We start from the raw sequence: 18454 nt of genomic DNA, 5'->3' as shown, positions 1-18454 counted from the left end.
CCCTAGCGAGGTGTTAAAAAGGCGGCTGCGTCATGGTGATCTAATACTTTGCCTTGCCACTGGCCGGTGCCCCACGCCGGTTCGGCGCGGGTTACCCATGTCATCTGGTGCACTTCGGTAATCACCTGCGCCCAGCTTTCTGCCAGTGAATCGAGAATGGCTGCACCTTGCTCGGGCGTGGAGGGCAAAGGATCGCCAATCACGCCGCTCGGGCCGAAATCGTAGGAGGCCCACGCCGCCATCGGTTTGTTGGTCGAAAGCGTCGGGCAGGGGAATGCCGGCGGATAATTAGCCACCGCTTTCTCCATCTGCACGGTATCGGGCGCCAGCGCCAGCATCAGCGCGGTTTCGGCATGTCCCGCGTGCATCGCCATCTGCCGTTCTTTGTCGTCCATAAAGCTTTCCGCGCAGTTCGGCACTTTAAAGGTGTCTTGCATGATGATGATCATGTCGCCGTGGCGCAGACGCAGTTCGCGCGCCGCCATCTGCAACGGCTGCGGCTGGCCGCCGTGACCGTTAACCATCAGGAACTTGCGGAAACCGGCGCGATAGAGTGATTCGCCAATCTCCAGAATGGTATGCAGCAGGGTTTCGCCGGTCAGCGTTAGCGTGCCGGGAAAATGCAGATGCTCATCCGATTTGCCGTAGGTGATCGGCGGAATGGCGTAGGCCGGGATTTCCGCCGGTAAGCGCGCCAGCGCATGGCCGACCACGCCGGAGGCGATCACGCTATCCACCGCGCACGGCAAATGCGGGCCGTGCTGCTCAATCGCGCCGGTCGGCAAGACGATGACGGTGTTGGCTTTATTTTCCAGCGTGGCGATGTTGGTCCAGCTCAGGTACGGCAAAAAGCGGTTTGCCGGAATATAACCATGCAACATTTCAACTCCTCGTGTTATTGCGGCAACCACGCCGTGGCTTCAACTTCAATTAAGACGTCCGGACTCGGCAGCATTTCGCTTACCTGCACCACAGTAGAAACCGGCGGTGCATCCGGGAAAAATTGCTTACGCACCCGGCTGTAGTGGGGAAAATGGTCGAGGTTGCGGAAGTACTGCACCAGTTTGAAGACATCGCTCATCTGGCCACCGGCGCTTTCGATGGTGGCGCGGATGCTCTCCAGCACGTACCAACTCTGCGCCAGAATCGGCCCCTCTTTAATGTCGGTGGAGAATTCGCCAGTGCGGCCAAGCAGCTGTTGCGCCGCTGCGGGAATGTCGTCGTAGCCGCGCACAATGGTGGCGGTTTGCGGATTCACCGGAATAATGCCGGAGAGAAAGATGAAGTCACCCGCGCGTCGCCACGCGGCATATTTCGCCAGCGGTTTTCCCGCTCCTGCATCAAGCGCCATCTGTTGTTTCTCCATAACGCACACCCCTTTTCAGCCGATAGCGCTGACGTTGACGCAACGGCCAGCTCGCCACATCGGCATGCGGAAAAATCACCAAATCATTGGCCAGCAGCGCGCGGCGTTGGCAGATCAGCGCGGAGGCCTGATCAAAGGCCGCGCCCATTTGCAGGCTCAGCAAACCGCTGAACAGCGTATCGAGCGGGTCGTAACTGCCAAACGGACAGAACGCGTCCTGCACGTTATCTGCGCCGAGCAGCAGCGGAATGCCCAGCGCCTGCGCCTCTTTCACCAGCGTTAAACCGCGCAGACGCGGCGTGCGGCCGGGCACCGCGTCCTGTAACAGCAGGTTGGTGAGCGGCAGCGCAATCAACGTCACATTGTGTTGCGCCAGTAAGGCAAGAATCTGTTGCGCATCGTCCTGCTGCGCCAGCGCACAGCTGTGGCTGCAGGTGATCGCGCCGCTAAATGGATGCTGCTGCAAATAGTGCGCCAGCCAGCGCAATCCCTGCGCCTCAACGTTAAGTTCTTCATCAATATGCAGATCGATATCCAGCTGCCACAATTCGGCGGCTTCCATCAGATGCTGAAACGCCTGCGCATCCCAGTTGCTGCTGTGAATGAAGCCGCCCAACAGCGCGCCGGGACCGCTGGTCGCCACCTGCGCGGCAATATGCTGCGCATCGCTGGCGTCGGCAAAGAAGGTGAGTGGCGCGAGGGCCACGCGCTCAATGCTGCACAGCGGATGGTGCAGATCGCCAATCACTTGCCACGCTAATGGTGCATCAACTGAGAACCAGTCGATGTGGGTGCGCAGCAAACCGACGCCAGCTTCTACCGCCCAGCGCAGCGCCTGCGTAGCGCGCTGCTGCAGATCTGCTGTGTTCCAGTGCACGCGGTCCTGATGCATGGCAGCAATCGCGGCCAGCAAACCGGGCTGTTGCGCCGGGCTGCGTTGAACAGTGAAGGTTTTATCCAGATGCGCGTGCGGTTCGATAAACGCGGGCAGCACCAGCGCGCCGTGAAGCGGCAGATAATCAGCGGGTGCTGCTGCATGGTCGGCTTCGAATTGCAGGCCCGCAGCGTGGAAATGTAAGGTCGCCAGCTGCGGTTGATTGTTGGCTTCAGGCCAGTTTTCTGGCAGCAGCCAGCGGGGTAAACGTGCGCCGGTCGCACCCGGATAGCCGCTCATAGATCCAGTACCAATAAAGGTGAACGCGCACGTGAACAGCACAGCACGATGCAATCGTTGGCCGCACGCTCTTGCTGGCTCAGCACATCATCACGGTGATCCGGCTCGCCCGCCAACACGCCGGTGATGCAGGCGCCGCACATGCCTTGTTCGCAGGAGAGTTCAATCTCAATCCCTGCTTCTTCAAGTACTTCAGCGATGGTTTGTTGCTCGCCCACGGCAAAGCGTGCGCCGGAGGAGGCGAGCTGCACTTCGAAGGCAGCGCCAGCCATCAGCGGAGATGTGGATTGGAAGCGCTCGCTGTGTAGCTGTGCTTCGTCCCAGCCATGTTGCAACGCCAGCTGCTGCAGATGATGCATAAAACCCGCCGGGCCGCAGAACACCAGCGCAGCGTTGTCTGGCTGGGTGAGATCTTCGGGAACGCGCTGGCGCAGGCTGTCGCCTTCGCTGCTGTAGTGGATGACCACGCACGCGCCGAGATTGCGCAGACGTTGGCTGAAAGCCAGTTGGTCGGCGTGTTTCAGGTAAAGGTGCAGGGTGAAATTCGCCTGACGCGCCGCCAGTGCTTCGGCCATCACCAACAGCGGCGTCAGGCCGATGCCGGCGGCAAACAGTAGCGTGCGCGACGCGTGCGGCAGCGGAAAGTGGTTACGTGGCGCGGATATCTCTAGCTTATCGCCGGTGGTTAACTGCTGATGCAGCCAACGCGATCCGCCGATTGAATAATCATCCAAACGAACACAGATTTCATAATACTCGGCTGGCGCAGAGCAGAGCGAATACTGGCGTTTACCGCAGCCGGGAATAATGACATCGATGTGCGCGCCGGGCGTGAAAGCAGGCAGCGGCTGCCCGCTGCGATTCGCCAGCGTCAGTAACACATTGCCTGCACCGTTGAACTGCTTTGCGATGACGGTGACGGCGAGAGGATTGGATTTCATCATCTATCTGCCTGAGCAGGGATGTCGTCGGCTGGAAGGCCGCGCAAACCCTTGTTTTAATCATGGCAGCGATTATTATTTTGCCCATGTGTAAGCGTCCATCTGTTTAATTCGCATGATGCGTTGCAAAAAAGAGAGTACCTCTTATGTTCGCCTTCTCCCGATTTCTGCTCTATTTCACTGAGGTGGCCCGCCAGGGTTCGCTGCGCAAGGCTTCTGAGGTGCTGCACGTCTCGGCATCCTCAATCGATCGGCAGATCCTGCGCGTTGAGGAACAGCTGGATATGCCGCTATTTGAGCGCCATCCATCAGGATTACGTATGACCGCAGCGGGTGAGATCCTGCTGAATGCGGCGAAAAACTGGCAGCGGGATTTTGGCCGCGTCTGCACGCAGCTGGATGATTTGCGCGGATTACGTCACGGCCATGTGCATATCGCCACCATTGATGCGATTAATCGCGGCTTTTTTTCATCGATTTTGCAGCGCATTCGCAGTGACTATCCCGGCATCTCCTTCACGCTGACCACCATGAGCAACATCCACATCGCCAATGCGCTGACCTCGGGCGATGCGGATTTCGGCATCATGCTTAATCCGCAAAGTTCGCGCGAGTTGCTGGTGAAGTCGTTTGCCGATTTACGTTTGGGAATTGTGGTGAGCAGTCAACATCCGCTGGCCAATCTGGAGTCGATCCGTTTCAGCCACTGCGAATCCTGGCCATTTATCGTGCCCGCCGCGCCGCTGATGCTGGCCGATCCGCTGGAGGCGCTGATCAACAGCTCGGGCATCAAGATCAACGAAGTGGCGCGCACCAATAACATTCATATGCTGCGTTCACTGGTGCGTGATGATGTGGGGATAAGCCTGATGTGCTGGCTGGATATCGTTGATGAGTATCGGCGCGGTGAACTGAAGTTTATTCCGCTGATCGATACGGTGCTGAAGCCATTTACCTTGTCGCTGTGTGTTGCACCGCAGCGCCAGCTTTCGATTGCCGCTTCGATGGTGCTGCGCGAGCTGGAGTCGTTTTTTGCACTGATGCAGAGTGAGGAGTTGCTGGCGTAATGCTCGTTAGTTAAGGCTTGAAAACCCCTCATTATCGAATGCTCACATTGTAGCGGCGCAATTCATTGCGCGATAAATCGCGCCGCTACAGAAGGTGCGGTTATATGATACGGCGCTTAACTGATCGGCATTACGCCATTAATGGCGACCTTACGATAATGTTAATCGCCCCAACGGCTGCGCAAATAATTCACCGCATCCTGGGTTTGTGGCTGATTAAGGTAATTTTCGCGGAACAAAATCGTGCCGTTAATTTGCGGTAGCGACTCGTTGAGATCGAGTTGCTTTTTCAACTCCGGCACGCCGCCATTCATCGTCCAGTCAGGTTCGCTTTTCGACGCTTCGCCGATTTTGTACAGCGCTACACCGATATAGAGTCGCGTATGCGTTGGCTTCACCACGTCCGCCCACCAGTGGGCTAACACGTCGTAACGGGCGGCCTGGCGCGCAAACGGCCAGTAAAGCTGCGGCGCGATGTAATCCAGCAGTCCCATTTGCACCCAGCGACGCGTATCGGCGTAGGCTTCGTCGTAGGCGGCCGCGCCGCGCGTGTCGGAGCCCGCCGCATCATGCGACAGATTGCGCCACACGCCTGCCGGGCTGACGCCAAATTCTACGTTCGGGTTCAGTTGCTTGATGGTGCGCGACACCTGCTCAATTAATAGCAGCGTGTTGTTGCGCCGCCAGTCAGCTTTCGATGCAAAACCCTGACCATACTGGCGGAACGTGGCGCTGTCGTTGAGGGTTGAACCGGGCGTTTCAGTATAGAAATAGTCATCGAACTGCACGCCGTCGATCGGATAGTGCGACACCACTTCCGCAACGATGCTGGTGATCCAGTCGCGCGCGGCGGGGATGCCGGGATCGAGCACGAAGCGGTCGCTGGCGGTGCGGATCCAGTCGCGATGCAGCACAAATACGCTGGCCGGTTGCAGCGCAAGCGTATTATTCAGCGCGTTAACCGTGGAAGGTTTGACGTTGGTCGAGACGCGATATGGGTTGAACCACGCGTGCACCTCCATGCCGCGTTTGTGCGCCTCATCCAGCATAAATTTCAGCGGATCGTAGCCGGGATCTTCACCAATCCTGCCGGTGAGCATATCTGACCACGGCAAGATGCTGGAGCGCCACAGCGCGGTGCCATCCGGCTTTACCTGGAAAAATACCGTATTGATGCCGAGGCTTTTCAGTTTATCTAGCTTATCGGTCAACGCCTGTTGCTGCTGGTGGATGCGGTTGGTCGGGCTGGCATTCACGGAATTGATTGGCGGCCAGTCGAGGCGTGAAACGGTGGTGAGCCACACGCCGCGTACCGGTTCTTTGCTCAGTGCTGGTTTAGTGGGCATTGGCGGTTTGGTGACCGTCGGCAACGGCGTGACCAGTGATTTCGGTGGTGGCGAGGAGCAACTGGCCAGTGAGAGGGCGACAGCAATGGCGACCAGCGCAGCGGATTTTTTATAGGTGTTAACCCAGGGAAAACGATGTGAACAGGCTATGATAAACTCCCTTTTTTGCAACTTTCTGTTCGAAGAGCCTCATTCTCTTATCATGCGAACTAAAGTCAATAATGGTGTCATGGTTTGCACGATGAATCGCGCCGCTACGGATAAGTACGGGATTTTGTAGCGTCGCAATGAGTTGCACGCAGTAAATTTATTTGAGGAACCCAAAACCTATGCAATACGAAGACCTTTATCGCCGTATCGGCCAGATCATCTTTAGCTGTGGCCCGCAAGGTGCGCGGGAATTGATCGTTCAGGCTGAACTGTTTGCGGACGATGATGGCGGGCAGTTTCAGTTCGATTACATCGATGAAAACGGTGAACCGGATTGGTTTGAACCCGATGCGCGCGCGATAGGCGATCTCTCGGAGGCGCTGAAAGATTTTCAGCAGTACTTCGTGGATAACAATATGACCAACGGTCTGCCGGTGTGGCGTAAATGCGCGATAAACCTCAACGTGCAGGAAGAAGCCATCAGCATCGACGTGCAGTACGACTAAGTTCCGCGGCATCCTTGCCTGGAAGTCATGCGTTACGAACGTAACGCCACCATCTCCTCGTTTTTCCGCGCCACGCGTTTGCGATGCACAATACGGCTGGCGGCGACGACACCCAGCGTCAACAGGCCGGTGGCGATAATCTCTGGACGGTGTTGTTGGTTGAAAAGCATGGCAACCAACACGCCAACGATGAACACCATCGTCGCCCACGTCAGGCCAGGGAACAGCCACATGCGATAGCTGAGGATTTCACCGCGCGCTTCGCGCTTTTTACGCAGCACCAGATGAGACGCGGCGATCACCAGATACACCAGCAACGCGATGGCGCCGGAACTGGCGAGCAGGAACTCAAATACTGCGCTCGGCGCCAGATAGTTAGCGATCACCGCGAGGAAGGCCGCCGCCGTGGAGAGCAACACCGCTACCCACGGCGTGCCGCTGCGTGTAGTGCGCGACGCGACGGCAGGCGCATCTTCACGACGTGAAAGCGAATAGATCATGCGCGATGCGGTATACAGCGCAGAGTTGAGACAGCTACACACCGCAATCAACACCACCACATCAACGATCTGCTTAGCGTAAGGCACGTTCATCATCTGCATCGCTGTCTGATAAGAACCGGCTTTCATCAGCGACGGAGTATTCCACGGCACCAGCGCTACCACGATGAAGATCGACAGCAGATAGAACAGCGCGATGCGCCAGATCACCGAGTTGGTGGCGTGGGTGATTTGTTTCTTCGGCTCGCGCGATTCGGCGGCGGCAATAGTGACAATCTCGGTGCCCATAAAAGAGAACATGGTCGTGAGGATCGCCGCCAGCACCGCGCCGATGCCGTTAGGCATAAAGCCTTGCGTGTCATACAGATGTGAGATCCCCTGCGTGCTGCTGCCCGGCATCAAACCAAACACCGCTAAGCTACCCGCGCAGAGAAATGCGACAATCGCCACCACTTTCAGCAGGGCGAACCAGAATTCAAACTCGCCATAGTTTTTGACGCTGAATAGGTTGCTGATGGTCAGGAACGTGGTGATCGCCAGCGTGTATTCCCATACCGGAACTTGTGGAAACCACGAATGCAGGATGGTGCCAGCGGCGTTGGCTTCCAGCGGGATCACTAACACCCAGAACCACCAGTACAGCCAGCCGATGGTGAAACCGGCCCAGCGGCCCAGCGATTTGTCGGCGTAGGTGGAGAAAGAGCCGGAATCCGGTGATGCCACCGCCATTTCGGCCAGCATGCGCATAATCAGCACCACCAACGCGCCCGCGGCGATGTAGGCCAGCAGTACCGCCGGGCCGGCTTCGGCGATCGCATGGCCAGAGCCAACAAATAATCCGGCACCAATCACGCCACCAATTGATAACATCCGCACATGACGCGGCTTCAGGCCTTGCGCCAGTACATCGGCATTCTGTGAACTCATCAATATTTCTCCAAAGCGTCTCTCGGGCCGCGCGACGCGCAGCCGGGTTACAACAGGTGAGAAGCCCAGCCCGCCGCGCGAGCTGGGTAGATTGTTACGAATCGGCGTGTTGACTCAGCACGCTGCTGAGGATCTCCAGCGCCTGGCGGAACTGCGCATCAGGAATGGTGAGCGGATAGAGGAAGCGGATGACATTGCCCTGCGGGCCACAAGTAAGCAGCAGCAGCCCACGCGCCATCGCGTGTTGCTGGATGGTTTGCGCGGTTTGCGCGCTGGCGAACTCCACCGCAATCATCGAGCCAAGGCCGCGAATGTCGGTGATGGAGGAACACTGGCTGCGTGCGCTGTGCAGGAAATCGGTTAACTGCGCACCGAGTTGTTGAGAACGTTCGCACAGCTTCTCGTCGGCGATCACGTCCAGCACCGCATGCGCCGCGGCAATTGCCAGCGGATTGCCAGCGTAGGTGCCACCCAAGCCGCCTGGACCCGGCGCATCCATAATCTCGGCCCGGCCGCTGACCGCCGATAACGGCATGCCGCCCGCGAGGCTTTTTGCCATGGTGATGAGATCCGGTTTCACCGCATAGTGATCCATTGCGAACAGCTTGCCAGTACGGGCAAAGCCGGTTTGTACTTCATCGGCAATCAGCAGAATGCCGTGCTCATCGGCCAGCGACCGCAGGCGGTTGAAGAATTCAGGCGGCGCGACGTGGAAGCCGCCTTCGCCCTGAATTGGCTCCAGCACGATAGCCGCAACATCCTGTGGCGCGATGTCCTGCGCGAAAATATCCTGCAAGCTGGCCAGCGCATCATCAACGCTGATGCCGGTGACGCTGTTGGGATAGCGCGCGTGCCACACCGACGCGGGCATCGGACCGAAGTCGCGTTTGTAAGGGGCCACTTTGCCGGTCATCGCCATGGTCATAAAAGTACGACCGTGGAAGGCGTTGCCGAAGGTGATGATGCCGTGACGACGCGTCGCTGCACGCGCCACTTTTATCGCGTTTTCTACCGCTTCAGCGCCGGTGGAGAAGAACGCAGTTTTGGCTTTACCGGCAATCGGCACCACGCGATTGAGGCGTTCCGCCAGCGCCACATAGCTCTCATACGGCGTCACCTGGAATGCGGTATGGGTAAATTTCTCTAACTGATCGGCAATCGCCTGCACGATGCGCGGATGGCGATGCCCGGTGTTCAGCACCGCGATGCCGCCAGCGAAGTCGATCCAGCTGTTGCCTTCACCATCGCGCAGCGTGGCGTTCTCCGCGTGCTCTACATACCACTGACAAAGATTGCCGGTGCCGCGTGGCAGGGCATCATCTTTACGTTGCTGCAACTGGCTGTTTTTACCTTCCATAACCTTTCCTTAGCGATAAGCGTCTTTACAAATCACGACAAACACGCTTATTTATGCCTGCGCTGAGTTATCTTGCCAGAGCCACTTTCAGTGAAAAGAGGGGAGCCAATTGCGAAGTTTGTACGCCGATCATGTATTAGAGCGCATGCAGTTTATGCCGGAAGGGACGTTGCAGCAGCGTTTGCTGAGTTGTATGCAAGCCGCTATTGCAGAAGGCATTTTTCCGCGCGCCACGCGCTTGCCCGCCACGCGCGATTTGGCGCGCGAGCTGTCGGTGTCGCGCAACACGGTGTTGAACGTGTATGAGAATTTGATGGCACAAGGCTACGTCACTGCGCGTACCGGCAGCGGAACATGGATTGCAGAAAATTTGCCGGAGGGATCGCTGAACACGCCGCGCAACATGGCGCCGATCGAAACGTTAACCGCGAAACCGGCGGCGATTTCCAAACGCGGCGCTTCGCTGCTCGGCCATGCCAATGCCTCGCCATATCAGTGGGGCGCTTTTGTGCCTGGCGCGCCGGATGTCACGCAGTTCCCGCATAAACTCTTCAGCCAGATTCAGGCGCGTCTGAACCGTGAACCGGATATCGAACGGCTGATCTACAGCAGCAACGGCGGCTGTGCACAGCTGCGTGCTGCTCTGGCGGAGTACCTGAGTGTGGCGCGTTCGGTACGCGCCGATGCCGATCAAATCATCATCACTGAAGGAATTCATCAGGCGGTGGATTTGGTTTCACGCGTGTTGTGCGATCCCGGCGATCAGGTGTGGATCGAAGAGCCTGGTTATTGGGGGACGCGCAATCTGCTACGCATCAACGGACTGAAAATCAATGCCATTGCGGTGGATGAGCAGGGATTGAGCCCCGATTTGCCGCCGCGCAGTCGCGCACCGAAGATGATTTTCGTGACACCGTCACATCAATATCCGCTGGGCGTGCATCTCAGCCTGGAGCGGCGCAAGCAGCTGCTCGATCTGGCGCGCAAACACAAAACCTGGCTGGTGGAAGATGATTACGACAGCGAGTTTCGTTTCTCCGGCCAGCCGTTCCCGTCGTTGCAAGGCTTTGAGCCGGATGCGCCGGTGATTTATATGGGCACTTTTAGCAAGACGCTCTATCCGGCGCTGCGTCTCGGTTATCTGGTGGTGCCAAAAGCGCTGGCGCAGCCGCTGCGTGTGGCGGCGGCGGAGCTGTATCGCGGCGGACATCTGCTGGTGCAGCGTGCGCTGGCGGAGTTCATTCAGAAAGGGCATTACATGTCGCACATTCGACGCATGCGCAAGCTCTACAGCCAGCGGCGGCGCTTTATGGTGAGCCTGATTGAGCGTTATTTAGGAGCCGATTTTTTGCCGGTGGTGAATCACGAAGCGGGATTGCATCTGGTGATGAATCTACCAACCGGCTGCGACGATGTAGCGGTCGCCGCACTGGCGCTGCGGCGCGGTGTGAAGGTACGGCCGTTGTCGCAATATTATATGCATCCGCAGGAACGGCGCGGCTTGCTGCTGGGTTTTGCCTGCGTCAATGAACGGCAGTGCCAGGATGCGTTTGGTACGTTGAAAGGGTGTCTGGCGGAGATGGGGATCATTTGACGGGAGGTCGCCATAAATGGCGACCTGGTCTATTTATGGTTGGGCGATGCTATCTAAACGCTGCACAATTTCAGGCGTAAGTTTCACTTCACTACTCGCCAGGTTCTGCTTCAGATGCTCCGGCGATGACGTCCCCGGAATCAGCAAAATATTTGGCGAACGCTGTAGCAGCCACGCCAGCGCCACCTGCAGCGGCGTAGCGTTAAGTTCATTCGCCACCTCGCTCAGCTGATCCGATTGCAGCGGTGAAAAACCGCCGAGCGGGAAGAACGGCACGTAAGGAATGCCTTGCGCTGCCAGCTGGTCAAGCAGCGCCTCATCCTGACGATTAGCCAGATTGTAGAGGTTCTGCACGCAGGCAATCGGCGTCATTGCCTGCGCATCGGCCACCTGTTTAGCAGTAACGTTGCTCAGCCCAATGTGACGAACCAGCCCGCGCTCTTTCAGCTTGATCATCGCTTCAACCTGCGGCTCCAGCGACCCCTCTTTCGGTCCGTGCACGTCCAACATCGAACGCAGATTAACCACTTCCATCACATCAAGCCCAAGATTGCGCAGGTTATCTTCCACCGCTTGCGTCAGTGCTTCCGGCGTAAATGCCGGTAACCAGCCGCCTTTATCGTCGCGGCGTGCGCCCACTTTGGTGACGATCACCAAATCATCGGCGTAAGGATGTAACGCTTTTTTGATCAGCTGATTGGTAATGTGTGGACCATAAAAGTCGCTGGTATCAATGTGATTCACGCCCGCTGCGACCGCATCACGCAGCACCTGTAAAGCACGCGCTTCATCTTTCGGCGGACCAAACACGCCGGGGCCGGCTAACTGCATGGCACCATAACCGAGTCGTGCAACCTGGCGATCGCCAAGAGTGTAAGTCAATGCTGGATGAGACATGGAAAGCTCCTTCGTCAGTGTGTGGTTAGATTGTAATCGCCACAACGCTGTGCAACTATCCGGACAAATCAGGACACAGTGTACGAGGTGGCGAACAATGGCATTAGATATCGCATTGCTGCATGCGGTGGTGGCGGTGGCAAAAGCGGGCGGGTTTCGTGAGGCGGCGCGCATGACCGGCAGTAATCCGTCGCGCTTGAGTGATGCGGTGCGGCGTGCCGAAGAGCAGCTCGGCGTACGGCTGTTCAATCGCACCACGCGCAGCGTGGCATTAACTGAAGCTGGCAGGGCGCTGATGTCGCGCCTGCTTCCGGCGATGAACGAAGTGGATGCGGCGCTGGATGCGTTGAACACGTTCCGCGATACGCCGGGCGGCACCTTGCGCTTAAACGTGCCGGTGAGCGCCGCGCGCATAGTGTTACCGGCGATTGTGCCGGGATTTCTAAAGCGCTATCCCGATATCCAGCTGGAAGTGGTGGCGGAAAGTAATGTGCAGGATGTGTTCCGCGATAGTTGTGATGCCGGCATTCGTTATGACGATCATCTGGAGCAAGACATGGTGGCACTGCCAATCGGTCCGCGCACCCAGCGCTTTGCCCTGGCGGCATCACCCGCTTATCTGGCGCAGTTCGGTAAACCACAGCATCCGCGCGACTTAGTGCAGCATCGCTGTTTATACGGACGCTATGCGACTGGCGTGATTGCTGAATGGGAATTTACCTGCGGCGAGGAAACCGTGCGCTTGCAGCCGAAAGGTCCGCTGATTTGCAGTATCGGCGCGGCGATGGACTTGACGGTAGAAGCGGCAATCGCTGGCTGCGGCGTGGTCTACTTATTTGAGGATTGGATTAGACCGGCGCTGAGTGATGGCAGCCTGCAGCCGATTCTGCCGGATTGGTGGCAAAGCTTCTCTGGCCTTTGGCTCTATTACAACGATCGCCGGTTGATTCCGGCGCCGCTACAGGCGTTTCTGGATTATGTGCGCGAACTGAATTCAGGTGCAGAAGCGAAAAAAAGCCGATAACCGTTGCCAGTTATCGGCTTATTCGCATCACAGGTAATTATGCGTTCAGCAGCTGATTCGCGGTTTTCTCAACCAGCGCCAGCAGGAGTTTAACATCTTCCAGCGTCACGGTTGGGTTCAGCAAGGTCAGCTTCAGGCAGGTTACGCCCTGATTCTCGGTCACACCTACGTTGGCGCGACCTGAATCCAGCAGCGCATCGCCAATACGCTGGTTGAACAGCGCAATCTGAGCAGTATCGGTCAGTTGCTCTGGACGATAGCGGAACAGTACGCTCGCCAGCTGAGGCTGCATCACCAGCTCGAGGCGTGGTTCAGAGGTAACAAATTTCGCCACTTCCTGCGCCAGCGTCACACCGTGATCGATGATCGCCGCATACTGTTTCTGACCCAGCGCTTCCAGGCCCATCCACAGTTTCAGTGCATCGAAACGACGCGTGGTCTGCAGGGATTTGGATACCAGGTTCGGCACACCGGCCTCTTCGTCAAACTCAGAGTTCAGGTAAGCCGCCTGATAACGCATCAGCTCGTAATGACGCTCATCTTTCAGCAGGAACGCACCGCAGCTGATGGTCTGGAAATACTGTTTATGGAAGTCCAAAGTGACGGAATCCACCCGCTCCAGGCCATCGAGGTAGTCGCGATACTTCTCGGACAGCAGCAGCGCGCCGCCCCATGCTGCATCAACGTGTACCCAAATGTTGCGCTCGGCAGCAATGCCGGCAATTTCACGCAGCGGATCGATCGCACCGGCATCGGTGGTACCAGCAGTCGCCACGATCGCCAGGATCTGTTCGCCGTTAGCGTCGGCCTGCGCCAGCTTGGCTTTCAGGTCTGACACATCCATACGGGCGAATTGATCAGACTTCACCTGCACTACAGACTGATAGCCGTGGCCAAGCAGCGCCATGTTCTTCTGTACGGAGAAGTGCGCGTTTTCAGAGCACAGCACTTTGATCTTACGTAGATCGCCAGTGATACCGTGCTGCTGCACCGAGTGACCCTGACGCTGATAGAAGGCGTCGCGTGCCAGCATCAGACCCATAAGGTTGCTCTGGGTGCCGCCGCTGGTGAACACACCGGCGTCGCCAGCAGGGTAACCCACTTGCGCACGCAGCCATTCGATCAGTTTGATCTCAATGATGGTGGCAGAAGGGCTCTGATCCCACGAATCCATACTCTGATTGGTCGCGTTAATCAGCACTTCTGCCGCCTGGCTTACCACCAGACTCGGACAGTGCAGATGCGCTACACACTGTGGGTGATGCACTGAAAGACTGTCTTTCAGGAAATATTCAATCGCGCGTTCAATCGCGGCCTGGTTACCCAGGCCGTTTGGATTGAAGTCGAGCGTGATACGCTCGCGCAGTTCGGCAACGCTTTTGCCTTGATACATCTCAGGCTGTTGCAGCCACTGCACAACCGCGGCGCTGCTCTGGGCAATCGCCTGCTGGTACGCCTCAATGCTCTGTGCAGAGGCGGCCAGAATCGGGTTTACTTCAGACATTTACTCTTCCAATCAAACAGGTTTGACGCCAGCGCCAATCAGCGCCTGCTCAAATTTATCCAGGAAAATCGCCAGCTCATCGTTGGTGATCAGCAGTGAAGGCAGCAGACGCAGAACTGCGCCATGACGGCCACCGCGCTCCAGAATCAGACCTGCTTCGAAGCACTTCTTCTGCAGCAGCGCAGAGAGTTCGCCGTCAGCCGGGAAGCTGCCCATGTGATCGGCCGCTTCGTTCGGTTTAACGATCTCAATACCGATCATCATGCCGAGACCACGAACGTGACCAATTACCGGGAAGCGTTTCTGCATCGCGGCCAGCTGCTGTTTCAGCCATTCACCCTGCGCAGCCACTTTGCCTGCAATATCCTGCTCTTTGAGGATTTTCAGCGTGGTCAGGCCGGTAGCCATCGCCAGCTGGTTGCCACGGAAGGTGCCGGTGTGATGACCCGGTGACCAAACGTCGAACTGCTTTTTGATGCCCAGCACAGCCAGTGGCAGACCGCCGCCCACAGCTTTAGACATCACGATGATGTCTGGCTCGATGCCGGCGTGTTCGAAGGCGAAGAATTTGCCGGTACGGGCAAAGCCAGCCTGAACTTCGTCGAGGATCAACAGAATGCCGTGTTCCTGCGTCACTTTACGGATGCGCTGCAACCACTCAGCGGGAGCTGGGTTCACGCCGCCTTCGCCCTGAACGGCTTCGAGGATTACTGCTGCAGGCTTACGCACGCCGCTTTCCACGTCGTTGATCAGGTTGTCGAAATAATAGGTCAGCGCTTTCACGCCAGCTTCACCACCGATACCCAGCGGGCAACGATACTGATGCGGATAAGGCATGAACTGCACTTCTGGCATCATGCCATCAACCGCTTCTTTCGGTGCCAGGTTACCGGTGACGGACAGCGCGCCGTGCGTCATACCGTGATAACCGCCAGAGAAGCTGATCACGCCGCTACGGCCAGTGGCTTTCTTCGCCAGTTTCAGCGCGGCTTCAACTGCATCGGCACCAGAAGGGCCGGTGAACTGCAGGCAATAATCTTTACCCTGGCCTGGCAGCAGCGAGAGCAGAGACTCAGAGAACTGATCTTTCAGTGGAGTAGTCAGATCAAGAGTATGTAACGGCAAGCCGCTGGTAATGACATTTTGAATGCTCTGGAGAACATCAGGATGGTTGTGACCCAGTGCCAGCGTCCCTGCGCCAGCCAGACAGTCAAGATATTGTTTATTCTCAACATCTGTGATCCACACGCCATGGGCTTTAGCGATAGCTAAAGGCAGTTTGCGCGGGTAACTCCTAACGTTAGATTCAAACTCAGCCTGACGGGCTAAGAATGCGTCGTTATTTCCGTTGAATGCATTGGCACCAAAACTATCAATACGGACTTTATCCGTCATCATATCTCTCCTTCAACCGGGGCACGTAAGGCTCGCCAATTGACTAATTGAACAAAAAAGTAACAGCTGTGAAAAAACGCGGCCAATATAGAGCCTTTTGACCTACATCACAATGATTAATTTTGTTTAGATTTGTTTACTCTTTCCATATATGAATCAGAGCGTTGGCCAGAAATTGGCCACTTAATTTCGCACCGCAGTTGGGGTGGTTAAAAAATAATCGAATGAATAAAGAGACTTATAGCCGCTAAGGCGATCCACGGACCAAAGGCGATGACGTGATTGAGCTCGCGCTGCCCGCTAACTCTGGAAATCAAAACACATAAAATAGCGCCGCCCGAAGCCAATAAAAGCACCCAGGGTAAAAGCGACCAGCCCAACCAGGCGCCGATTGCCGCCAGCAGTTTTGCATCGCCCATCCCTAATCCCTCAATCCCTCTAATCCATTGATATAAAATTGATAGCGCCCACAACAAGCAATATCCCGCTATGGATCCCCATACCGCTTCTTGTAATGAGCCGGGTAGCCATCCCATCGCTTTAAACAGCAGCGCAATCCACAGCAAGGGCAGCGTAATCACATCCGGTAAAAGCAGATGTTCGAGGTCAATAAAGGCTAATACCGTTAACGCCCAGAACAATATGAGCGCGCCCAGCAATTGCATATTGACTGGCATCAGCCAGATAAGCAGCAGCGTCAGAAGCGCGGTAATTATCTCCACCTGTGGATAACGCCCGCTGATTTTACAATGGCAATAACGGCATTTACCGCGTAACAGTAACCAACTTATGAGCGGAATGTTGTCGCGCCAGCGCAGCGCGGTGGTGCATTGGTGGCAGTGAGAGGGCGGACAACACACATTTAGCGGAGTGTTCGGGTGCACTATTTGCAATGGCAACCGCGAGATCACCACGTTAAGAAAGCTGCCTACGGCCAATCCTAATAGGCCACTAATTAAGCCATATACGTATTCCATTACTCATACCTCGCGCCATCCAGGCTTGTCGTTGCCAGGACTTTACGCCGAAGCGAGGATAGGTGCGAGAGGTAAAAGGGCGTTACAGCGGCATACATCGGGATTGCAGAGCGGGCTCCAGAAATGGAGAGGAGAAGATTAAGCTTGCTGCTTGAACAGCTGAATCGCTTCCTGCACATTGCTGGTATTCAATGACATTACGCGGTCGTTATTAAGGAACACATCGTAGTGGCCGGCGTTATAGCGGAACACATATAGATCGCCGCGATAGCGCAATCCTTTGGTTTTCACCCCAATATGGTGGCGGCGCAGCGCTGCCTAAGAAAGTCTGTCAGTAGCCGTACTCATCGCATTATCCTCCAGACGTTATAAGACATATCCTGACTTAGTATAGGGTCAAAACCTTAATTTAACCTTAAGAAGTGTGCTGGTTCATGATGATAAACCGGCAAATTTGACCCTTCCTCTACCAATCCTCAACGTGTCAGAAAAAGCCGACTTAGTACCCTTCTCATTTAATGTTGCGTTAAGTTAACCCGCGTATTTTGGAATAAATGGCCGTTAAATAGTGCTTAATTCCAAGGTAACATAATGAATTTTCTACCATTCTCACGGCCCTCGTTGGGTGAAGAAGAGTTAGCCGCCGTTAAATCGGTGTTTGAGTCGGGTTGGATCACCACCGGCCCGAAAAATGCCGAACTGGAAGAGGCTTTTTGCCAGCTCACTGGCAATCAGCATGCGATTGCTGTCAGCTCCGCCACGGCGGGGATGCACGTCACGCTGCTGGCGCTGGGCATCCAGCCCGGCGATGAGGTGATCACGCCTTCGCTAACCTGGGTTTCCACCATCAACATCATCACGCTGCTGGGTGCGACGCCGGTGATGATCGATATCGATCGCGACACCTTGATGGTAACGCCGGAGCTGATTGAAGCGGCGATCACGCCGCGTACGCGCGCCATCATTCCGGTGCATTACGCTGGCGCGCCCGCCGATATAGATGCCATTCGCGCTATTGGTGAGCGCCATGGCATTCCGGTGATTGAAGATGCGGCGCACGCCGCAGGCTGTTATTACAAAGAAAAGCACGTTGGCCAGCAGGGCACGGCGATCTTCTCCTACCACGCCATCAAAAACATGACCTGCGCCGAAGGTGGCTTGATTGTCACCGATGATGCGGCGTTGGCCGACCGCATGCGCAGTCTGAAATTCCACGGACTCGGCGTCGATGCGTACGAGCGCCACACGCACGGCCGCAAGCCGCAGGCCGAAGTGATCATGCCGGGTTTCAAATACAACCTCCCAGATATCAGCGCCGCAATTGCTTTGGTTCAGCTGAAAAAGTTGCCCGCCATCAATCAGCGCCGCGCGGCGATTGCGCAGCGCTATCTCACTGAACTGGCGAATACGCCGTTTCTGCCGCTGGCGCAGCCAGAATGGCCACATCAACACGCGTGGCATCTGTTCATTATTCGCGTTGATGAGGCGCAGTGCGGCATCAGCCGTGATGCGCTTATGGAAACCTTGAAAGCGCAGGATATCGGCACCGGGCTGCATTTCCGTGCCGCGCACACCCACAAATATTACCGCGAACGCTATCCGCAACTCTCGTTGCCGCACACCGAATGGAATAGCGATCGCATCTGCTCAATCCCGTTGTTCCCTGATATGCGCGATGAAGATGTCACGCGCGTGATTAGCGCATTACGTCATATCGCTGGAGTTTGAC

17 protein-coding genes are annotated in these 18454 nt (G+C 56.4%); 5 read left to right on the top strand and 12 right to left on the bottom strand.

The genetic code is table 11. The features are described 5' to 3' along the window. Positions 1 to 2: 2 nt before the first annotated feature. From K5Y33_RS11360 to K5Y33_RS11345, 4 genes are read right to left on the bottom strand one after another with little or no spacing between them, the layout of a single operon-like run. Complete coding sequence (locus K5Y33_RS11360) at positions 3 to 881, bottom strand: creatininase family protein (RefSeq protein ID WP_222233984.1); 879 nt, start codon at positions 879 to 881, stop codon at positions 3 to 5. Positions 882 to 895: 14 nt separating this feature from the next. After that, positions 896 to 1351 (bottom strand): RidA family protein, encoded by a 456-nt coding sequence (locus tag K5Y33_RS11355; RefSeq protein ID WP_192235591.1) that lies wholly within the window; start codon positions 1349 to 1351, stop codon positions 896 to 898. Continuing rightward, positions 1341 to 2540: an amidohydrolase family protein gene (locus tag K5Y33_RS11350; RefSeq protein ID WP_222233983.1), complete on the bottom strand. Its 1200-nt coding sequence runs from the start codon at positions 2538 to 2540 to the stop codon at positions 1341 to 1343. Before K5Y33_RS11350 ends, K5Y33_RS11355 begins: the two co-directional genes overlap by 11 nt. Beyond that, positions 2537 to 3484 carry a PDR/VanB family oxidoreductase gene (locus tag K5Y33_RS11345; RefSeq protein WP_222233982.1) on the bottom strand — a complete coding sequence of 316 codons (948 nt, stop codon included), beginning with the start codon at positions 3482 to 3484 and terminating at the stop codon, positions 2537 to 2539. The genes K5Y33_RS11350 and K5Y33_RS11345 overlap by 4 nt, the downstream gene beginning before the upstream one ends. Positions 3485 to 3627: 143 nt before the next feature. Here K5Y33_RS11345 and K5Y33_RS11340 point away from each other — a divergent pair, with 143 nt between their 5' ends. Then, a complete protein-coding gene (locus K5Y33_RS11340) occupies positions 3628 to 4548 on the top strand; it encodes a LysR family transcriptional regulator (protein ID WP_222233981.1) in 921 nt (306 codons plus the stop codon). A 161-nt stretch (positions 4549 to 4709) separates the two neighbouring features. On the opposite strand, the gene K5Y33_RS11335 is transcribed toward K5Y33_RS11340, so the two are convergent. Then, entirely contained in the window at positions 4710 to 6047 is a 1338-nt protein-coding gene (locus tag K5Y33_RS11335; RefSeq protein WP_370634134.1) for a glycoside hydrolase family 10 protein, read from the bottom strand. 176 nt (positions 6048 to 6223) lie between these two features. Here K5Y33_RS11335 and K5Y33_RS11330 point away from each other — a divergent pair, with 176 nt between their 5' ends. Then, entirely contained in the window at positions 6224 to 6550 is a 327-nt protein-coding gene (locus K5Y33_RS11330; protein WP_101761446.1) for a hypothetical protein, read from the top strand. A 32-nt stretch (positions 6551 to 6582) separates the two neighbouring features. Here K5Y33_RS11330 and gabP read toward each other — a convergent pair whose 3' ends face one another. Together gabP and gabT are read right to left on the bottom strand one after the other, a co-directional pair. Continuing rightward, positions 6583 to 7977 carry a GABA permease gene (gene gabP / locus K5Y33_RS11325; RefSeq protein WP_222233980.1) on the bottom strand — a complete coding sequence of 465 codons (1395 nt, stop codon included), beginning with the start codon at positions 7975 to 7977 and terminating at the stop codon, positions 6583 to 6585. Positions 7978 to 8071: 94 nt separating this feature from the next. Continuing rightward, on the bottom strand, positions 8072 to 9334 hold the full coding sequence (gene gabT / locus K5Y33_RS11320; protein ID WP_222233979.1) for a 4-aminobutyrate--2-oxoglutarate transaminase: 1263 nt from the start codon (positions 9332 to 9334) through the stop codon (positions 8072 to 8074). A gap of 109 nt (positions 9335 to 9443) precedes the next feature. On the opposite strand from gabT, the gene K5Y33_RS11315 reads away from it, so the two are divergent. Next, complete coding sequence (locus tag K5Y33_RS11315) at positions 9444 to 10928, top strand: PLP-dependent aminotransferase family protein (RefSeq protein ID WP_222233978.1); 1485 nt, start codon at positions 9444 to 9446, stop codon at positions 10926 to 10928. Positions 10929 to 10961: 33 nt separating this feature from the next. On the opposite strand, the gene K5Y33_RS11310 is transcribed toward K5Y33_RS11315, so the two are convergent. Then, positions 10962 to 11825 (bottom strand): aldo/keto reductase family oxidoreductase, encoded by an 864-nt coding sequence (locus K5Y33_RS11310; protein WP_222233977.1) that lies wholly within the window; start codon positions 11823 to 11825, stop codon positions 10962 to 10964. Positions 11826 to 11922: 97 nt separating this feature from the next. Between K5Y33_RS11310 and K5Y33_RS11305 the strand changes: the two genes are divergently transcribed. Further along, on the top strand, positions 11923 to 12849 hold the full coding sequence (locus K5Y33_RS11305; protein WP_222233976.1) for a LysR family transcriptional regulator: 927 nt from the start codon (positions 11923 to 11925) through the stop codon (positions 12847 to 12849). Between the two features lie 37 nt (positions 12850 to 12886). On the opposite strand, the gene K5Y33_RS11300 is transcribed toward K5Y33_RS11305, so the two are convergent. The 4 genes from K5Y33_RS11300 to K5Y33_RS11285 all read right to left on the bottom strand — a co-directional run bounded on the left by K5Y33_RS11300 (position 12887) and on the right by K5Y33_RS11285 (position 17016). Further along, positions 12887 to 14353 (bottom strand): aspartate aminotransferase family protein, encoded by a 1467-nt coding sequence (locus tag K5Y33_RS11300; protein ID WP_222233975.1) that lies wholly within the window; start codon positions 14351 to 14353, stop codon positions 12887 to 12889. Positions 14354 to 14365: 12 nt separating this feature from the next. Continuing rightward, positions 14366 to 15751, bottom strand: coding sequence for a diaminobutyrate--2-oxoglutarate transaminase (locus K5Y33_RS11295; RefSeq protein WP_110866938.1), 1386 nt, complete (start codon positions 15749 to 15751; stop codon positions 14366 to 14368). 206 nt (positions 15752 to 15957) lie between these two features. Next, positions 15958 to 16725 (bottom strand): A24 family peptidase, encoded by a 768-nt coding sequence (locus tag K5Y33_RS11290; protein ID WP_101761452.1) that lies wholly within the window; start codon positions 16723 to 16725, stop codon positions 15958 to 15960. Between the two features lie 138 nt (positions 16726 to 16863). After that, the gene (locus K5Y33_RS11285) at positions 16864 to 17016 is read right to left on the bottom strand and encodes a hypothetical protein (protein ID WP_255610297.1); all 153 of its coding nucleotides are present in this window, start codon (positions 17014 to 17016) and stop codon (positions 16864 to 16866) included. A 300-nt stretch (positions 17017 to 17316) separates the two neighbouring features. On the opposite strand from K5Y33_RS11285, the gene arnB reads away from it, so the two are divergent. Further along, complete coding sequence (arnB, locus tag K5Y33_RS11280) at positions 17317 to 18453, top strand: UDP-4-amino-4-deoxy-L-arabinose aminotransferase (protein ID WP_222233974.1); 1137 nt, start codon at positions 17317 to 17319, stop codon at positions 18451 to 18453. Position 18454: the final 1 nt, after the last annotated feature.

The sequence above is a fragment of the Pantoea sp. DY-17 genome (genome assembly GCF_019795975.1).
GTDB classification, from domain to species: Bacteria; Pseudomonadota; Gammaproteobacteria; order Enterobacterales; family Enterobacteriaceae; genus Pantoea; species Pantoea leporis.
The sequence above is the reverse complement of the archived record's forward strand: the minus strand, read 5'-3'. Positions and strand labels throughout refer to the sequence as shown.